This is a genomic window from Pseudomonas sp. 05N36 (genome assembly GCF_056397385.1).
On sequence record NZ_JBFTNH010000002.1, the window covers coordinates 44879 to 61317 of the forward strand.

The 16439-nt window shown below is 57.3% G+C and carries 14 protein-coding genes; 8 read left to right on the plus strand and 6 right to left on the minus strand.

Annotated features, from left to right (window positions below; genetic code table 11):
- Positions 1 to 34 precede the first annotated feature (34 nt).
- The 4 genes from AC1DIH_RS03230 (at position 35) to AC1DIH_RS03245 (ending at position 6602) form a co-directional block, all read left to right on the plus strand.
- Positions 35 to 1366: a deoxyguanosinetriphosphate triphosphohydrolase gene (locus AC1DIH_RS03230; RefSeq protein ID WP_477770569.1), complete on the plus strand. Its 1332-nt coding sequence runs from the start codon at positions 35 to 37 to the stop codon at positions 1364 to 1366.
- A 272-nt stretch (positions 1367 to 1638) separates the two neighbouring features.
- Entirely contained in the window at positions 1639 to 2037 is a 399-nt protein-coding gene (locus AC1DIH_RS03235; RefSeq protein WP_477770570.1) for a response regulator, read from the plus strand.
- 300 nt (positions 2038 to 2337) lie between these two features.
- On the plus strand, positions 2338 to 2964 hold the full coding sequence (locus AC1DIH_RS03240) for a response regulator (protein WP_477770571.1): 627 nt from the start codon (positions 2338 to 2340) through the stop codon (positions 2962 to 2964).
- An 8-nt stretch (positions 2965 to 2972) separates the two neighbouring features.
- Positions 2973 to 6602 carry a transporter substrate-binding domain-containing protein gene (locus tag AC1DIH_RS03245; RefSeq protein ID WP_477770572.1) on the plus strand — a complete coding sequence of 1210 codons (3630 nt, stop codon included), beginning with the start codon at positions 2973 to 2975 and terminating at the stop codon, positions 6600 to 6602.
- Positions 6603 to 6659: 57 nt separating this feature from the next.
- Here AC1DIH_RS03245 and AC1DIH_RS03250 read toward each other — a convergent pair whose 3' ends face one another.
- Complete coding sequence (locus AC1DIH_RS03250) at positions 6660 to 7142, minus strand: GAF domain-containing protein (protein WP_477770573.1); 483 nt, start codon at positions 7140 to 7142, stop codon at positions 6660 to 6662.
- Positions 7139 to 8029: an ATP-binding protein gene (locus AC1DIH_RS03255; protein ID WP_477770574.1), complete on the minus strand. Its 891-nt coding sequence runs from the start codon at positions 8027 to 8029 to the stop codon at positions 7139 to 7141. The genes AC1DIH_RS03250 and AC1DIH_RS03255 overlap by 4 nt, the downstream gene beginning before the upstream one ends.
- 166 nt (positions 8030 to 8195) lie before the next feature.
- Here AC1DIH_RS03255 and AC1DIH_RS03260 point away from each other — a divergent pair, with 166 nt between their 5' ends.
- Entirely contained in the window at positions 8196 to 10523 is a 2328-nt protein-coding gene (locus AC1DIH_RS03260) for a hybrid sensor histidine kinase/response regulator (RefSeq protein WP_477770813.1), read from the plus strand.
- Here AC1DIH_RS03260 and AC1DIH_RS03265 read toward each other — a convergent pair.
- The 3 genes from AC1DIH_RS03265 to msrB form a co-directional block, all read right to left on the minus strand.
- Positions 10507 to 10968, minus strand: a complete 462-nt coding sequence (locus AC1DIH_RS03265) for a MarR family winged helix-turn-helix transcriptional regulator (RefSeq protein ID WP_477770575.1) — start codon at positions 10966 to 10968, stop codon at positions 10507 to 10509. The genes AC1DIH_RS03260 and AC1DIH_RS03265 overlap by 17 nt on opposite strands.
- Positions 10965 to 11450, minus strand: coding sequence for a glutathione peroxidase (locus tag AC1DIH_RS03270; RefSeq protein ID WP_477770576.1), 486 nt, complete (start codon positions 11448 to 11450; stop codon positions 10965 to 10967). The genes AC1DIH_RS03265 and AC1DIH_RS03270 overlap by 4 nt, the downstream gene beginning before the upstream one ends.
- A 116-nt stretch (positions 11451 to 11566) precedes the next feature.
- The gene (gene msrB, locus AC1DIH_RS03275) at positions 11567 to 11962 is read right to left on the minus strand and encodes a peptide-methionine (R)-S-oxide reductase MsrB (RefSeq protein ID WP_477770577.1); all 396 of its coding nucleotides are present in this window, start codon (positions 11960 to 11962) and stop codon (positions 11567 to 11569) included.
- Positions 11963 to 12186: 224 nt separating this feature from the next.
- Between msrB and AC1DIH_RS03280 the strand changes: the two genes are divergently transcribed.
- Together AC1DIH_RS03280 and htpX are read left to right on the plus strand one after the other, a co-directional pair.
- Positions 12187 to 13398 carry a pyridoxal phosphate-dependent aminotransferase gene (locus AC1DIH_RS03280; RefSeq protein WP_054596362.1) on the plus strand — a complete coding sequence of 404 codons (1212 nt, stop codon included), beginning with the start codon at positions 12187 to 12189 and terminating at the stop codon, positions 13396 to 13398.
- A gap of 455 nt (positions 13399 to 13853) precedes the next feature.
- Complete coding sequence (gene htpX, locus AC1DIH_RS03285) at positions 13854 to 14741, plus strand: protease HtpX (RefSeq protein ID WP_427532814.1); 888 nt, start codon at positions 13854 to 13856, stop codon at positions 14739 to 14741.
- A gap of 66 nt (positions 14742 to 14807) precedes the next feature.
- On the opposite strand, the gene AC1DIH_RS03290 is transcribed toward htpX, so the two are convergent.
- Entirely contained in the window at positions 14808 to 15464 is a 657-nt protein-coding gene (locus AC1DIH_RS03290) for a thiopurine S-methyltransferase (RefSeq protein ID WP_477770578.1), read from the minus strand.
- Positions 15465 to 15567: 103 nt separating this feature from the next.
- Between AC1DIH_RS03290 and AC1DIH_RS03295 the strand changes: the two genes are divergently transcribed.
- Positions 15568 to 16335 (plus strand): DODA-type extradiol aromatic ring-opening family dioxygenase, encoded by a 768-nt coding sequence (locus tag AC1DIH_RS03295; protein ID WP_477770579.1) that lies wholly within the window; start codon positions 15568 to 15570, stop codon positions 16333 to 16335.
- Positions 16336 to 16439: the final 104 nt, after the last annotated feature.

Consider the following 16439-nt stretch of genomic DNA (forward strand, 5'->3'; position numbering starts at 1 on the left):
AGACCCCAATCAGCCTCCTGACGGAGAACCTGCCTTGGATTGGCATACCCTGCTTAATCGTGAACGCCTCGGAAAACCGCTACACAGCCCGGAAGAGCTCGGTCGCAGCCCTTTCCATAAAGACCACGACCGGGTCATTTTCTCCGGCGCCTTCCGCCGTCTTGGGCGCAAGACCCAGGTTCACCCGGTATCCAGCAATGACCATATCCACACGCGCCTGACCCACTCACTGGAAGTCAGTTGCGTGGGGCGCTCATTGGGCATGCGCGTCGGAGAAACCATCCGCAGCGCCCTGCCCGACTGGTGCGAGCCTAGCGATCTGGGCATGGTAGTGCAGTCAGCGTGCCTGGCCCACGACATTGGCAACCCACCCTTTGGCCACTCGGGTGAAGACGCCATCCGCTACTGGTTCCAACAAGCCGCGGGCAAAGGCTGGCTGGACGCCATGAGCGAAGTCGAACGCAACGATTTCCTCAACTTCGAAGGCAATGCCCAAGGCTTCCGGGTCCTGACCCAGCTGGAATACCACCAGTTTGACGGCGGTACACGGCTGACTTACGCAACACTGGGCACTTATCTGAAATACCCGTGGACCGCGCGCCATGCCGATTCGCTGGGTTACAAAAAACACAAGTTCGGCTGCTATCAGAGCGAACTCCCCCTGCTGGAGCAGATCGCCCAGAAACTCGGCCTGCCTCAACTCGAGGAGCAGCGCTGGGCCCGACATCCTCTGGTCTACCTGATGGAAGCCGCCGACGACATCTGCTACGCCTTGATCGACCTTGAAGACGGCCTGGAGATGGAGCTTCTGGAATATGCCGAGGTGGAGTCCCTGTTGCTCGGCCTGGTCGGTGATGATCTTCCGGAAACCTACCGTCAACTCGGCCCTGATGACTCGCGTCGCCGCAAACTGGCGATTCTGCGCGGCAAAGCCATCGAGCACCTGACCAACGCTGCGGCACGGGCATTCGTCGAGCAACAGGACGCGCTATTGGCCGGCACCCTTCACGGCGATCTGGTGGAACACATGCATGGGCCCGCCAAGCGCTGTGTGTTGAATGCCAAGGACATGGCGCGTAAAAAAATCTTCCAGGACAAGCGCAAAACCCTGCATGAAATCGGCGCTTACACCACGCTGGAAATTCTGTTGAATGGCTTTTGTGGGGCGGCACTGGAACAGCACGGCGGTCGTACGGCTTCATTCAAGAATCGTCGCATACTCGATCTGCTGGGAAATAATGCACCCGACCCGCAGGGTCCTTTGCATAACTCGTTTTTACGCATGATCGACTTCATCGCCGGAATGACCGACAGCTATGCCAGCGAAATGGCACTGGAAATGACCGGACGCTCCAGTCACCACTAAAAATAAATCGATCAGCCGCCCCGAAATATTCCGTGACGGCTGATCATCCCCCCAACACTTTGTAGTACCGGAAGAATCTCCCTACACCCTGTACAGAGCAAACTGATCGCTTGCTCTGTATACACACAAAATAATCACTCTATCCTGAACCACAGGATTGGAAGCCCTACAACCGATAGAACTCCAGCAACGGCAAACAAGACAGTACGGATTAAATCAACAAGATTATTTCTGACACCTACCGCAGTTCGACCACCCTCATGGAAAGCTATATGTTCAACTACGATTTGCGCATCATACTGGTGGAGGACCATCCTTTTCAGCTGAAAGCCACCCAATACCTGCTTGAGAGTTACGGCTTTACTCAGGTCACCGCCGTAGATAATGCCGAAAATGCATTACAGACGATGATACAAGTACAGCGCCCCTACGAAATACTACTGTGTGATCAATGCCTGCCAGACCTCTCCGGCCTTGATTTGATCGGCATTGCCAGTCACCAGGGCCTGATACGACAGGCAATCATCCTGAGCAGCCTTGACCCAACCGAACTGGACACCTTGAAAAAAAATGCACATGAACAACGACTGCCATTACTTGGTTATTTGGCAAAGCCACTGAAACAATCTGAATTTATAAACTTGTTGACCCTTCCCGACCTTTATAAATAAACACAATTAACGCCCCCCTCAGACACCTCACGACAAACAGAAAACCCTCAGCGCCATTACGCATCAGAAAACTGTGATTTGCTGCGTATTGCAAAAGCACATGTCGACCCTGAATAAACGCGCCTACATGCCCGGTTAATATTCTCGCTCTTCCTCCCAAACCTAGTTCATGCGTAGTCTGCTGCCTCTTTTAATGTAGGACATGTCCTATATTGCACCTACAGCCTCCTCAGTTCATGCGTCAACGCACTTATCTGAGCTAAGGTGCTCGCTTTATTTGCGCACGTATGGGACATGATTATGAACTCGATTTTTATTGTTGACGATCACCCCGTCATTCGCCTTGCGGTTCGTATGTTGCTTGAACATGAAGGTTACAAAGTAGTCGGTGAAGCCGATAACGGCGTCGATGCGATGCAGATGGTTCGCGAATGCATGCCCGACCTGATCATTCTTGACATCAGCATTCCCAAACTCGACGGACTGGAGGTTCTCTCCCGTTTCAATGCAATGAGCACCCCGCTGAAAACACTGGTGTTGACGGCCCAGAGCCCAACACTGTTCGCCATCCGCTGCATGCAGTCCGGGGCCTCCGGTTATGTCTGCAAGCAGGAAGATCTCAGCGAGCTGCTCAGTGCCATCAAAGCCGTGCTGTCCGGTTACAACTACTTCCCCAGCCAGGCCTTGAACCCGGTTCGCGGGGATGTAGCGCTCTGCGCTGAACTGGACTTGTTCAAGTCCGTCAACGATCGCGAACTGATGGTCCTGCAACTGTTCGCCCAGGGTCGTACCAACAAGGAAATCGCCAAGGGCATGTTCCTCAGTAACAAGACCGTCAGCACCTACAAAAAAAGACTCATGCAAAAACTCAAGGCCAAATCCCTGGTAGAACTTATCGAGATGGCAAAACGTAACGCGCTAGTGTGAGAGACCGGATGCCCAGGTGTTTAAAGGACTATTTATTGTATTTGAGTGCAGGTTTATGTCTGAGCACCTCTGTGTCAGGAGCAGACAGCGGAGTCGGAAATTTCGCGCTGCTCAGTCGCTCAACGGCAGGCTACATGGACGTCCAACTGGATAAATCACAACGATTGTGGCTGCAAAACAAGCGCGAACTGATCCTGGGGACCTCCGCGCCTGACTACCCTCCTTTCGATTTAACGATCAGCGGTCACGACTATGAGGGTTTCACCGCTGATTACGCAGGGGTTCTTGCACAATCCCTGGGCCTGCCGATCAAGGTCCGTCGTTACCTCTCCCGAGAGGCCGCCATCGAAGCACTCGAAAACGGCGACGTCGACCTGCTCGGAACGGCCAACAGCTTTGAAGGACGACGCTCCAGCATCGTCCTGTCTGCCCCCTACGCCATAGATCAACCGGTTCTGGTCACCCGGAACGCCGAAAACCGATCATTGACCGAAGGTCTCGCCGACATGCGATTAAGCATGGTCTATCACTATCTGCCGCTGGAAGAGGTAAAGGCGCAATATCCCAAGGCCATCATCACCTCTTACCCGTCCTACCAGAATGCGATCAATGCCGTCGCCTTCGACCAGGCAGATGTATTCCTTGGCGATACCATTTCCACCCATTTCATGATCAACAAGGGCTACCTAAAAAATGTACGGATGGCCAACTTCGGCAAACATGAGGCTTATGGTTTCAGCTTCGCGGTCAGCAAGGACAATCCAGACCTGCTGGCAATCATCAACGCAGTACTCAAGGAAGTGCCTGCGGGCGAGCGGGAAAATATTGCCAAACGCTGGAGCGCGGGCAGCGACATCCTTCTGACCGACCACAAACTGCAACTGACCAACCGCGAGGAACGCTGGCTTGCGCAGCACCCTGTCGTTCGCGTGGTCGTCAACGATACCTTCGCCCCACTGACATTCTTTGACGCCGACGAGAGCTTTCGGGGAATCACCGCCGACTTGCTCGAACTGATCAGGCTTCGAACCGGTTTACGCTTCGAGATTCACCGCAGCCAAAGTGACAGCGAGATGATCAGCCAGGTCAAAGGGAACCAGGCCGACCTGATCGCCGCGATGATTCCCAGCGCCGAGCGCGAGGCGCAACTGAGCTTCACCCGTCCCTATCTGGAAAATTCATTTGTACTACTGACCCGAAAGAGCACCTCCAGCCCAATCAGTCTTGAGCAATTGAATGGAAAGAGCCTTGCCATCACTCAAGGCAATCCGCTCCTCGACTACCTGCACCACGCATACCCGACGATCCAGCTGGTTGAAACGCCTGACAGTTTCAGCGCGGTGGAGTTACTCGCCAAAGGACAGGTCGAGGGCGCAGTCAACTCATTGGTGATTGCCAACTACTTCATTTCATCGCAAGTGTTCGAGGACGCATTGCAAATCAGCGCGACTGTCGGGACGCAGCAAGCCACGTTTTCACTGGCAACCGCGCGCGGTGCTACGGAACTGCACTCCATCCTCGACAAAGCCCTGCTCAGCATTGCGCCGGACGAACTGGGAATAATCAACAGCCGCTGGCGCGGCTACACGGGAACCGCCAATAGCACCTGGCGTAACTACCATCGCCTGTTCTATCAACTGGTCATTGGCAGCGGTCTTTTGTTACTGATTTCGCTGGCCTGGAATGCCCACATGCGCAGGCAGATCAAGCAACGCCAAAGAGCAGAGCGCGCACTCAACGACCAGTTCGAATTCATGCGCACGCTGGTCAACGGTACGCCTCACCCCATTTACGTACGGGACCGTGAAGGACTGCTGCAAAGTTGTAACGACAGCTATCTGGAGGCCTTTTGTGCCAAACGCGAGGACGTGATTGGCAAAAGCCTCATGCAGGGCGCCATGAGCAACGAGTTCGAGGCGAGGGAATACCTGGCCGACTACCAGCGAGTGGTGGCTGAAGGTGTCCCGTTGATTCTCGACCGCCCCCTGCACATAGGCCGGAAAAGGCTGACGATCTATCACTGGATTCTTCCCTATCGAGACTCGACGGGTGAGGTCCAGGGAATCATCGGAGGCTGGATCGACATCAGCGAACGACGGCAGCTTTTTGATGAACTCAGGTCAGCCAAGGAACAGGCGGACAAGGCCAATCGCGCCAAGAGCACCTTCCTGGCCACCATGAGTCATGAAATTCGCACACCGATGAATGCAGTGATCGGCATGCTCGAACTGACATTGAAACGGGCCGATCAGGGCCACCTGGATCGGCCGGCCATCGAAGTGGCCCATAGCTCAGCCAAGGACATGCTGGCGTTGATTGGCGACATACTCGATATTGCCCGAATCGAGTCTGGCCATTTAAGCCTGGCCCCAGAGCGGGTGAACCTTGGCGAGACGATTGAATCGGTCGTGCGGGTCTTCGATGGACTGGCCCGGCAAAAAAATCTCGCTCTGGTGCTGGAGTTCCCCACCAGCGCTGAACAGCCCGATGTATTGATAGACCCCCTGCGCTTCAAACAGATACTGTCCAACCTGATCAGTAATGCCATCAAGTTTACCGAGCACGGCCAGGTGGGGATCAAGGTCAATCTTCAACCAGCCCCGGAGCCCGACCATCTCCTGATGGAGTTGTGGGTCAATGACAGCGGAATCGGCATCAGCGAAGACGACCAGCGACGCTTGTTCGAGCCTTTCACTCAGGCCGATAACACCGGGCATTTGGCCAGAAGCGGTGCTGGATTGGGATTGGTGATCAGTCGCAACCTGTGCGAAATGATGGGCGGCTGCGTGCAACTGACCAGTTCGCCCGGGGTCGGCACTCAAGTCCGGATTTCATTGCCGATGGCCGCGCTGCCAGACACCGTGGTGCTGGACACCCCGCAACCGGTCATCGCGAACGCCTCGGTCACCCTGGACGTGCTGGTGGTCGACGACCACCCCGCGAATCGATTGCTCATGTGCCAGCAACTCGGTTTTCTGGGGCATCGATCCGTCACGGCCAACAACGGTGAAACAGGTTTCCAGGCATGGAAAGAAGGTCATTTCGACCTGGTGATTGCAGACTGCAACATGCCGGTGATGAATGGCTACGAACTCACCCGGGCCATCCGCCAGATCGAACACGATGAGCAGCGCCCGCCCTGCACGGTGCTTGGCTTCACCGCCAATGCTCAACCGGAGGAAAAACACCGATGCCGACAAGCCGGCATGAACGATTGCCTGTTCAAACCCATCAGCCTGACGACGCTGGGCCAACGACTGGAAGCACTCAAGCCGATCATCGAAAATCAAGCCTTTCACCTGGACGGCTTGCGGTTACTCACCGGCGGCGATCCGCAACTGGTTCAGCGTTTGCTCGCCGAACTGTTCAACAGCAATCGCCTCGACCGCCAGGAACTCCTCGCGCTGCCGCCTGCAAGCGGGCCGCAAGCCTTCATCGACATGGCGCACAAAATCAAAGGGGCGGCCCGTATTGTTCAGGCCTCAAGGCTTATCGACGGTTGCGAAGCGCTTGAGCGCGTATGTCATGAAAACTTCTGTCCGGACCAGCTCGAGGCCCGCTGCAAAGGCATAGAGCACGCCATGCTTGAGTTGGAGCAGGCGCTACAACGACAGATCCATCAGCACTCCAGCGTGTAAAACCTACCCCGAAGCAACCCGTAGCAGCCGCCTTCGGCAGCGGGGCTACGGGTGTGATCAGCATTCAGTCAAACGCAGGAAAATCTCCGCCAACCGCTCAATGCCGGCCTGATCATCAACGGTGAAACGCGCCAGCAAAGGACTGTCCAGATCCAGCACACCAATCAACCGGCCGTCCTTGACCAGCGGCACCACCAGTTCACTGTTCGAGGCACTGTCGCAGGCAATATGCCCGGCGAACGCATGCACATCTTCAACCCGTTGAGTGTGAAGGGTCGCCGCCGCTGCGCCGCAAACGCCACGACCGAACGGAATGCGCACACAGGCGATTTGCCCCTGGAACGGTCCGAGCACCAGTTCCTCGTTGCGATTGAGGTAAAACCCGGCCCAATTCAGGTCATCGAGCTGATTGAACAAGAACGCCGAAAACTGCGCGGCGTTGGCGATAAAGTCGCGCTCATCCGCCAGCAGCGACTCCAACTGCGCGCAGAGCAGACCATAGCCCTCAAGTCCTGCGCCGCTCTTCTGCAAATCGATCATGCCTTGTGCTCCAACAACTTCAGTCCGACCCAATACCGGGCAAATTGATACGCGCAACGGCCGTTGCGATTACCGCGTCCGGTAGCCCAGCGAACCGCAAGAATCTCGAGTTCTTCGTCACGCTTCCACTCAAGGCCGGCCTTGCTCGCCAATGCTCCCACCCAATGCTCGACCACATTGAGGAAGTGCTCCTGAGTAAAAGGATAAAACGACAGCCATAGGCCAAATCGATCCGACAGCGCGATCTTGTCTTCGACCGCCTCGTTGGGATGAAGCTCGCCGTCGACCATTTTCCAGTTTTCGTTATCGCTTTCTTTTTCCGGAACCAGGTGGCGACGGTTGGAGGTGGCGTACAGCAGTACGTTATCCGGTGCCTGTTCCAGCGAACCATCGAGCACACTTTTGAGTACCCGGTAATCGCCCTCACCGGCCTCGAACGACAGATCATCGCAAAACAGCACAAAGCGCTGGGGCAGCCTGGCGACTTGCTCGACAACGCGTGGCAGGTCTGCCAGGTGATCGCGCTCGATCTCGATCAGACGCAAACCGCTCTTGGCGTGCTCGGCCAGCAAGGCCCGTACCAGCGACGATTTACCGGTGCCGCGCGAACCCCACAGCAGCGCGTGGTTGGCAGGCATGCCGTCGAGAAACTGCCGGGTGTTTCGCCCCAACTGCTCCAACTGCTTGTCGACCCCGATCAGGTCGGACAGACGCATGTCCAGGCTGACCTCAAGCGGCAACAGAAATCCGCTGCGCCCCTCGCGCTGCCAGCGTGCCGCCAGGCACTGCGTMCAGTCGATGGCCGTGCGTTGTGCGGGCAGTAACGGCTCGATACGAGCCAGAACCGCATCGGCGCGTTCAAGAAATGCATTCAATCGGGAATCCACGACTTCTCCTCAGGCACGTTCACAGTAATGATGGGCGACAGAAAACCAAGTGCAGCGCGTAATGCCGGGATTATCGCAATAATGGCTTACCCGCCAGTCATGCCGAAATACACTGATGATCGGCTATGCTTCGCCCAGAAGGGAAACGAAAGTGGTTCAGCACACCATGGATATCAAGTTCACCAACCGCCTGTCTTACAAGCAAGCCAGGCTTACAGTGCTGGTCGGTTTCATTCTGGGAACCTTGCTCAGTCTGGTGCAAATAGGCATCGATTATGCCAGCGAAGACGCCTCCATCAACCGGGAAATACACTCGCTGCTGGAAATCAGCCATAACCCGGCCTCGCGGATCGCCTACAACATCGATGCCGAACTGGCCCAGGAACTGACCCTCGGCCTGCTGCGCTCGCCCGCAGTGATCAGTGCGCAACTGAGCGATAACAACAATACGATCCTCGCCAGCGTCAAACGCCCGGACACGCAAAACGGCAACTATCGGGTAATCAGCGACTTTCTGTTCGGCGCCAATCGACAGTTCAAGGACCGCCTGTTCCTCAACCACCTGCCCGATGAGTCCCTCGGCACCTTGCAACTGGATATTGATACCTACACGTTTGGCAGCCGTTTTCTGCGCCGGGCCGAAGTCACTCTGATCAACGGTTTTGTCCGCAGCCTGATACTGACCGGGATTTTGCTGGCGCTGTTCTACGTGATGCTCACCAAACCGCTGGTGCGGGTGATTCGCGAACTCAGCAAACGCGACCCACGCAGTGCCGAACAGGCACCGCTGGAGTGCCCTGTGGCACACGAAAACGATGAGATCGGCGTTCTGGTCACGGTGGCCAACCAGCAATTCGCAAGCATGACCACTGAAATCCAGCAACGCCGCAATGCCGAAAACCGCCTGACCGACTACCTCGGGCAACTGGAGAACATCGTCTCGGCGCGTACCGGTGAACTGAAAGCGATCAATAGCCGATTGACGGTATCGAACGAAGAACTGGAAATCGCGCGCCAGACCGCGCTGGACATGGCCCAGGCACGCTCCGTGTTTCTGGCCAACATGAGCCATGAAATCCGTACGCCACTCAATGGTTTGCTGGGGATGATCGCCCTCTCGCTGGACAGCCCGCTGAATGCCGAACAACGCCAGCAACTGTCGATTGCCCACGACTCCGGCAAAGTGCTCGTGGAGCTGCTCAACGATATTCTCGACCTGTCGAAGTTCGACGCCGGCCAGCTTGAGCTGGAGCGTATTCCGTTCGACCTCGGCTCACTGATCGAAGACACCGCCAACCTGCTGTCACAGAACGCCGCGCCCAGCGTCGAACTGACGTGTCTGATTGATCCGCAGTTCCCGTCGCAGGTACTTGGCGACCCGATGCGAGTGCGGCAGATTGTCAGCAACCTGCTCTCCAACGCCCTTAAATTTACCCGTTTTGGACGGGTGGACGTGCGCCTGAGCACCCACGAAGACGGCGTCAGAATCGAAGTCTGCGACACGGGTATCGGCATCGCACAGGATGATCAGCTCAAAATCTTCCAGCCATTTACCCAGGCAGGTGCCGGCATCACTCGTCAGTTCGGAGGTACCGGGCTGGGGCTGGCCCTGACCTTCAACCTGTGCGAAGCCATGCAAGGCCGACTCGGTATCAACTCGGAGCCCGGTTTCGGCAGCCAGTTCTGCGCTGATCTGCCGTTGCCGGCCCACACCCCGGCAATCGTTCCCGCGTCCCTGCAAGGCAAGGTATTGGCGATCACCGCCGCCAGCAGCGGCCTGTCCGAACTGTTAGGTAATCTGTTGCCCGGTTGGGGGCTGGAATACCAGCAGCGCACCATCGACGACTCCTTGATCGGGTTATCGCCCGATGTGCTGATCACCGACTGCCCGGAATGCCTGTTCGGATTACGTCCGGGCATGACCGCGCCGATTCTGCTGGTGACTGCCTATGGCAGTTTCATGCCCAGTGAAGAAGCGGCTGCCCTCGCCCCCCTGCAACAACAAGCCCGCCCACTGGCCCGCAACGCGCTCTACCAGACACTACGACGCACCTTGCAGGCCGACGAAGTCGCTCTCGTCACCGATGCTCAAGAGTCAAGCCTCATGCCCCAGCGGCGGGCGAGAATCCTGCTGGTGGAAGACAACCCGGTCAATCAGCTCGTGGCCAAAGGCATGCTCAGCAAGTTGGGTTGCAAGGTGGTGGTTGCCTCCCACGGCGCCGAAGCGCTCGACCAGCTGGAGCTCAAGCAGTTTGATATGGTGCTGATGGACTGCAACATGCCGGTGATGGACGGCTACGAGGCCAGCCGCCAGATCCGTCACAGTGGACGCTGGCCGGATCTGCCGATCGTTGCCCTGACCGCCAACGCCATGCCCGAGGAGCGTGAACGCTGCCGCGCGGCAGGCATGAGCGATTATCTGGCGAAACCGTTCCGTCGCGAGGAACTGGCCGCCCTGCTTGAGCAGTGGGTGCCGGCTACGATAGCGCCCTGATCTGCCCCAGCAGTTGATCAAGACCGTCGCGCAATTCACCCAAGCGCCCAAGATCGACACCGCTGTCGCACAACAGACGGGCCTTGAGCGGCCCGACCTGCTCGCGCAGGGCAACCCCGGCCGGCGACAGGCTCAAGTGCACTTCTCGCTCATCGCGCGCCGAGCGCTGGCGCTGGACCAGGTGTAACTGCTCAAGTCGCTTGAGCAACGGCGTGAGCGTCCCGGAATCCAGCGACAATCGCTCGCCAAGGGCTTTGACGGTTGGCTGCCCGGGCGCACTTTGTTGCCACTCCCATAGCACCAGCATCACCAGATATTGCGGATACGTCAGGCCCAGTTGATCGAGCATTGGCTTATAGCCGCGGATCACCGCTCGGGACGCGGCGTACAATTTGAAGCAGAGCTGACTGTCGAGCAGTAGCGAATCGGCTGACACATCGTTCATTTGAGCAGGGCTTCAATTTCGCGGGTCAGGTCCTGTGGTTTGGTCGCCGGCCCGAAACGCTTGACCAGCTTGCCATCCTGGCCGATCAGGAACTTGGTGAAATTCCACTTGATGCCCTGGGAACCCAGTAGACCGGGCGCACGTTTTTTCAGCTGAACAAACAGTGGGTGGGCGTTGCTACCATTGACCTCAATCTTTTTGAACAACGGAAAACTCACGCCGAAGTTCAGTTCGCAGAACTCGGAAATCGCCCCTTCATTGCCCGGCTCCTGTTTACCGAACTGGTTGCACGGAAAACCGAGCACCACCAGGCCTTGATCCTTATAAGTCCGCCACAACTCCTCCAGTCCTTTGTACTGCGGGGTAAAGCCGCATTTACTGGCGGTGTTGACCACCAATACCGCCTTGCCGGCGTAATCGGCCAGGGTCTTTTGCTCACCTTTGATGGTGGTGCAGGGAATACTCAGCAGGTTCTCGGTCATCACGCGTGCTCCGGTGGAAGATGAGAAAGGCTTAAACATAGCGAGCAATTAGATTGTGTGCAATTTAATAAATCAATAACCTGCCGACAAGGAGCTGCCGCAGGTCAGGACTCACATTATTCGCGCGGCACCAGGTCCAGGCACACCGAGTTGATGCAGTAACGCAAGCCGGTCGGTGGCGGGCCATCCGGGAATACATGCCCCAGGTGCGCGTCGCACTTGGCGCAGACCACTTCGGTACGAATCATGCCGTGGCTGATATCGCGAATCTCGACCATGGCGCCCTCGCCGATCGGCTCATAGAAGCTCGGCCAGCCACAGCCTGAATCGAACTTGGCGTTTGAGTCGAACAGCGGTTCGTCGCAGCAGATGCAGTGATAGACACCATCGGTCCTGGTGCCGTTGTACTTGCCCGAGAACGGCCGTTCGGTGCCCTTCAGACGACAAACGTTGTACTGCTCCGGGTCGAGCATCGCGCGCCATTCTTCCAGGGTTTTTTCCAACTTTTCCATTGTCATACCTCTGCATCTGAAAAAGCCTGATCTGTATCTTTTCCACGGATCAGGCGGCACGTATGATTGCGCCTCGTTAAACGCCAGTCTGGCAGCCGCGTTACCCGCATTCAAACGGATTTTGGTGCGGTGACCCCAGGCACCAGGCCCGTGTGAAAACGCAGGATTCCCAGTACGGTAGTTCAAACAGCGTCTGGATCGTTCATTTTCGGGAACACATCGCCATGCAGGTCAGCAAATCGAACAAGCTCGCCAACGTCTGCTACGACATTCGCGGCCCAGTGCTCAAGCACGCCAAGCGCCTGGAAGAGGAAGGCCATCGCATCCTCAAGCTGAACATTGGCAACCCGGCGCCTTTTGGTTTCGAAGCGCCCGATGAAATCCTCCAGGACGTGATCCGCAACCTGCCGACCGCCCAGGGCTACAGCGACTCCAAAGGCCTGTTCAGTGCGCGCAAGGCCGTCATGCAGTATTACCAGCAGAAACAGGTAGAAGGTGTCGGCATCGAAGACATCTACCTGGGCAACGGCGTTTCCGAGCTGATCGTGATGTCGATGCAGGCGCTGCTCAACAACGGCGACGAAGTGCTGGTCCCGGCCCCCGACTATCCGCTGTGGACCGCTGCGGTCAGCCTGGCAGGCGGTAATCCGGTGCACTACCTGTGCGACGAACAAGCCAACTGGTGGCCGGACCTGGCCGACATCAAGGCCAAGATCACCCCGAACACCAAGGCGTTGGTCATCATCAACCCGAACAACCCGACCGGTGCGGTGTACTCCAAGGAAGTCCTGCTGGGCATGCTGGAACTGGCTCGCCAGCACAACCTGGTGGTGTTCTCCGACGAGATCTACGACAAGATTCTGTACGACGATGCCGTGCACATCTGCACCGCGTCCCTGGCGCCGGACCTGCTGTGCCTGACCTTCAACGGCCTGTCCAAGTCCTATCGGGTTGCCGGTTTCCGCTCCGGCTGGATCGCCATTTCCGGCCCCAAGCATCACGCCCAAAGCTACATCGAAGGCATCGATATGCTGGCCAACATGCGCCTGTGCGCCAACGTGCCAAGCCAGCATGCAATCCAGACCGCACTGGGCGGTTATCAGAGCATCAATGATCTGGTGCTGCCGCAAGGTCGCCTGCTGGAACAGCGCAACCGCACCTGGGAACTGCTCAACGACATCCCGGGCGTCAGTTGCGTCAAACCGATGGGCGCGCTCTACGCGTTCCCGCGGATCGACCCTAAAGTCTGCCCGATCCACAACGATGAAAAGTTCGTCCTCGACCTGCTGCTCTCGGAAAAACTGCTGGTGGTCCAGGGCACGGCCTTCAACTGGCCATGGCCGGACCACTTCCGTGTCGTGACCCTGCCGCGGGTGGACGACCTGGACATGGCTATCGGTCGGATCGGCAACTTCCTCAAGTCCTATCGCCAGTAAGCGCGATGACGCCGAGGGCTTCTAGGGTCTGTACGAAAACTCGCCGAGCGGCGATCAGGCAAGGCAAAAACAGGCGAGGAAGCGGAGTTTAGGCCCCTAAATGAGCATTCCGAGCCTGTTTTTAACGCAGCCTGGTCGACGCGCAGGCAGTTGTCGTACAGAGCCTAAAAGCCCTCGGCGATTAATTCAGCAACACATCTCCACTCTTCGACTGCGACAGCGCCTTGAGTGCTGGCGGATTTACGCGACTGCCGGTTACGCCCAATAGAGGCGGGACTTGTGAAAGCAAAATCCAGCCAAATATCTCTTCAGGTGACGTCGGAAATGCCCTGCAAGCATCTAGAATCCAGCTGTAGGACACAGTTTGAAATAGTCACCCGGTTGAATAGCCTGGTGCGGCACCTTATATACCCCGCTGTACGCTACATATTTAGCACGAGGAGATTTCTACAACCATGATGCGCATCCTGCTGTTTTTGGCCACTAACCTGGCGGTCGTGCTGATTGCCAGCATCACCCTGAGCCTTTTCGGCTTCAACGGGTTCATGGCGGCCAACGGGGTTGATCTCAACCTCAATCAGCTGCTGATTTTCTGTGCGGTCTTTGGTTTCGCCGGCTCGCTGTTCTCACTGTTCATCTCCAAGTGGATGGCGAAGATGAGCACCAGCACCCAAATCATCAGCCAGCCGCGCACTCGCCATGAACAATGGCTGCTGCAAACCGTCGAGCAACTGTCTCGTGAAGCCGGAATCAAGATGCCTGAAGTCGGGATTTTCCCGGCCTACGAGGCCAACGCCTTCGCCACCGGCTGGAACAAGAACGACGCGCTGGTCGCGGTCAGCCAGGGCTTGCTCGAGCGTTTCTCGCCCGATGAAGTGAAAGCCGTCCTGGCCCACGAAATCGGTCACGTGGCCAATGGCGACATGGTGACGCTGGCACTGATTCAGGGTGTGGTGAACACCTTCGTGATGTTCTTCGCGCGGATCATCGGTAATTTCGTCGACAAGGTGATCTTCAAAAACGAAGAAGGCCAAGGCATTGCCTATTATGTCGCGACCATCTTCGCCGAGCTGGTACTCGGTTTCCTGGCCAGCGCGATTGTCATGTGGTTCTCGCGCAAACGCGAATTCCGTGCAGACGCAGCCGGCGCCCAATTGGCCGGCACCAGCGCCATGATCGGCGCCCTGCAGCGCTTGCGCTCGGAACAGGGTCTGCCGGTGCACATGCCGGACACCCTGAATGCCTTCGGCATCAACGGTGGCATCAAACAAGGGTTCGCTCGCATGTTCATGAGCCACCCGCCACTGGAAGAGCGGATCGACGCCTTGCGTCGTCGCGGCTGAGTGGTTCTGCAGTGATACTAAAGGGGCGATCTGATCGCCCCTTTTTTATGCCGATGCTTTTGCTGTTTAGCGAGCCATCAATCTATATACCCGCTCTTCAAGGCGCGTAACGCCCGCCTGGAGGAACTTCCAGCTCTCCCCCAGAATGTCCCGCACCTCACAGAAATCAAGCTGCCAGCGACCGCCCAGCAACGCCTGCACGTTTTCATCCGTCACGGCAAAGGGCGGCCCGTCCATCTGCGCCTGGTCGTAGTCCATCGTAATCAACAAGCCTTCACAGGCTGACGGCAAAATCCGGCTCAGGTGCGCTGCGTATTGCTCGCGCATGAGCGGTGGCAAGGCAATCAGCGCCGCCCGATCATAGACGGCCACACAATCTGTCACATCGTCTGCGGTCAGCCCGAAAAAATCTCCGCACCACACTGCCAAGGGCCCCGCCTGGTAGACCTTGAACGCACCCTGTTCGGTGATCTGCGGTGTGAGTTGCTGCTCGCGAAAAAACTCCTCCACGGCTTTTTCCGATAACTCGACACCCAACACCCGATGCCCCTGACCGGCCAGCCACATGAGATCAAGACTTTTCCCACAGAGCGGCACCAGCACCTGCGAGCCCTTCGTCAGATTCAATTGCGGCCAGTATTGCTGTAAATAAGGATTAACCTCTGACTGATGGAAACCGATCTGATTGAGCTCCCAACGCTTTTGCCAAAACTCCGGCTGCATAAATCCCCCTGATAATTCGATCTATATGCCCTAAAACTTATATTAGATTTAGATCAATGATCTGACTGAAGATGCTCCTATCTTAACGCTCAGGACGTTACTCATGTTCCCCAGCCTGTTTATCTCTCACGGTTCACCCATGCTGGCGCTGGAGCCCGGTGCCAGTGGCCCGGCGCTGGCACGCCTGGCCAGCGAGCTGCCGAAACCCAAGGCCATCGTGATCGTTTCCGCACACTGGGAAAGCCAGGACCTGCGCGTCGGCAGCGCTGAGCAACCGGAAACCTGGCACGACTTCGGCGGATTCCCCGCCGCGCTGTTCGCGGTGCAATACCCCGCACCCGGCCAGCCGGAACTCGCGGCGCAGGTCGCCGAATTACTCAAGGCTGATGGCTTGCCGGCACAGCTCGATAACCAGCGCCCGTTCGATCATGGTGTTTGGGTGCCATTGTCTCTGATGTATCCGCGAGCCGACATTCCGGTGGTGCAGGTGTCGCTGCCGAGTCGTCTTGGCCCAGCCCTGCAAACCCGCGTCGGTCGCGCGCTGTCCAGTCTGCGCGAGCAAGGCGTGCTGTTGATTGGTTCCGGCAGCATCACCCATAACCTGCGCGAGCTGGACTGGCATGCCGGCCCGGAAAGCGTCGAGCCCTGGGCCAAGGCCTTTCGCGACTGGATGATTGAAAAGCTCGCCGCAAACGATGAAGTCGCCCTGCACGATTATCGCCAGCAAGCCCCGAATGCCGTGCGCAGCCATCCCAGCGACGAGCATTTGCTGCCGCTGTACTTCGCCCGCGGCGCCGGTGGCGATTTCAGCATCGCCCACCAGGGATTCACCATGGGTGCGCTGGGGATGGACATCTACCGATTCGGCTGACCGATATACCGCGTCGCCCCTATCGCGAGCAGGCTCGCTCCCACACTTGAACTGCGGCACCTGTGGGAGCGAGCCTGCTCGCGATGGGGACGACACCGCTCGAA

Excerpts from the sequence above, each read along its gene's own strand:
- AC1DIH_RS03295 (WP_477770579.1), top strand. The coding sequence starts at position 15,568 with ATGTTCCCCAGCCTGTTTATCTCTCACGGTTCACCCATGCTGGCGCTG.
- AC1DIH_RS03250 (WP_477770573.1), bottom strand. The coding sequence starts at position 7,142 with ATGATCGATTTGCAGAAGAGCGGCGCAGGACTTGAGGGCTATGGTCTG.
- AC1DIH_RS03265 (WP_477770575.1), bottom strand. The coding sequence starts at position 10,968 with ATGAACGATGTGTCAGCCGATTCGCTACTGCTCGACAGTCAGCTCTGC.
- AC1DIH_RS03240 (WP_477770571.1), top strand. The coding sequence starts at position 2,338 with ATGAACTCGATTTTTATTGTTGACGATCACCCCGTCATTCGCCTTGCG.
- msrB (WP_477770577.1), bottom strand. The coding sequence starts at position 11,962 with ATGGAAAAGTTGGAAAAAACCCTGGAAGAATGGCGCGCGATGCTCGAC.
- AC1DIH_RS03280 (WP_054596362.1), top strand. The coding sequence starts at position 12,187 with ATGCAGGTCAGCAAATCGAACAAGCTCGCCAACGTCTGCTACGACATT.
- AC1DIH_RS03290 (WP_477770578.1), bottom strand. The coding sequence starts at position 15,464 with ATGCAGCCGGAGTTTTGGCAAAAGCGTTGGGAGCTCAATCAGATCGGT.
- AC1DIH_RS03235 (WP_477770570.1), top strand. The coding sequence starts at position 1,639 with ATGTTCAACTACGATTTGCGCATCATACTGGTGGAGGACCATCCTTTT.
- htpX (WP_427532814.1), top strand. The coding sequence starts at position 13,854 with ATGATGCGCATCCTGCTGTTTTTGGCCACTAACCTGGCGGTCGTGCTG.
- AC1DIH_RS03270 (WP_477770576.1), bottom strand. The coding sequence starts at position 11,450 with ATGACCGAGAACCTGCTGAGTATTCCCTGCACCACCATCAAAGGTGAG.
- AC1DIH_RS03260 (WP_477770813.1), top strand. The coding sequence starts at position 8,196 with ATGGATATCAAGTTCACCAACCGCCTGTCTTACAAGCAAGCCAGGCTT.
- AC1DIH_RS03245 (WP_477770572.1), top strand. The coding sequence starts at position 2,973 with ATGCCCAGGTGTTTAAAGGACTATTTATTGTATTTGAGTGCAGGTTTA.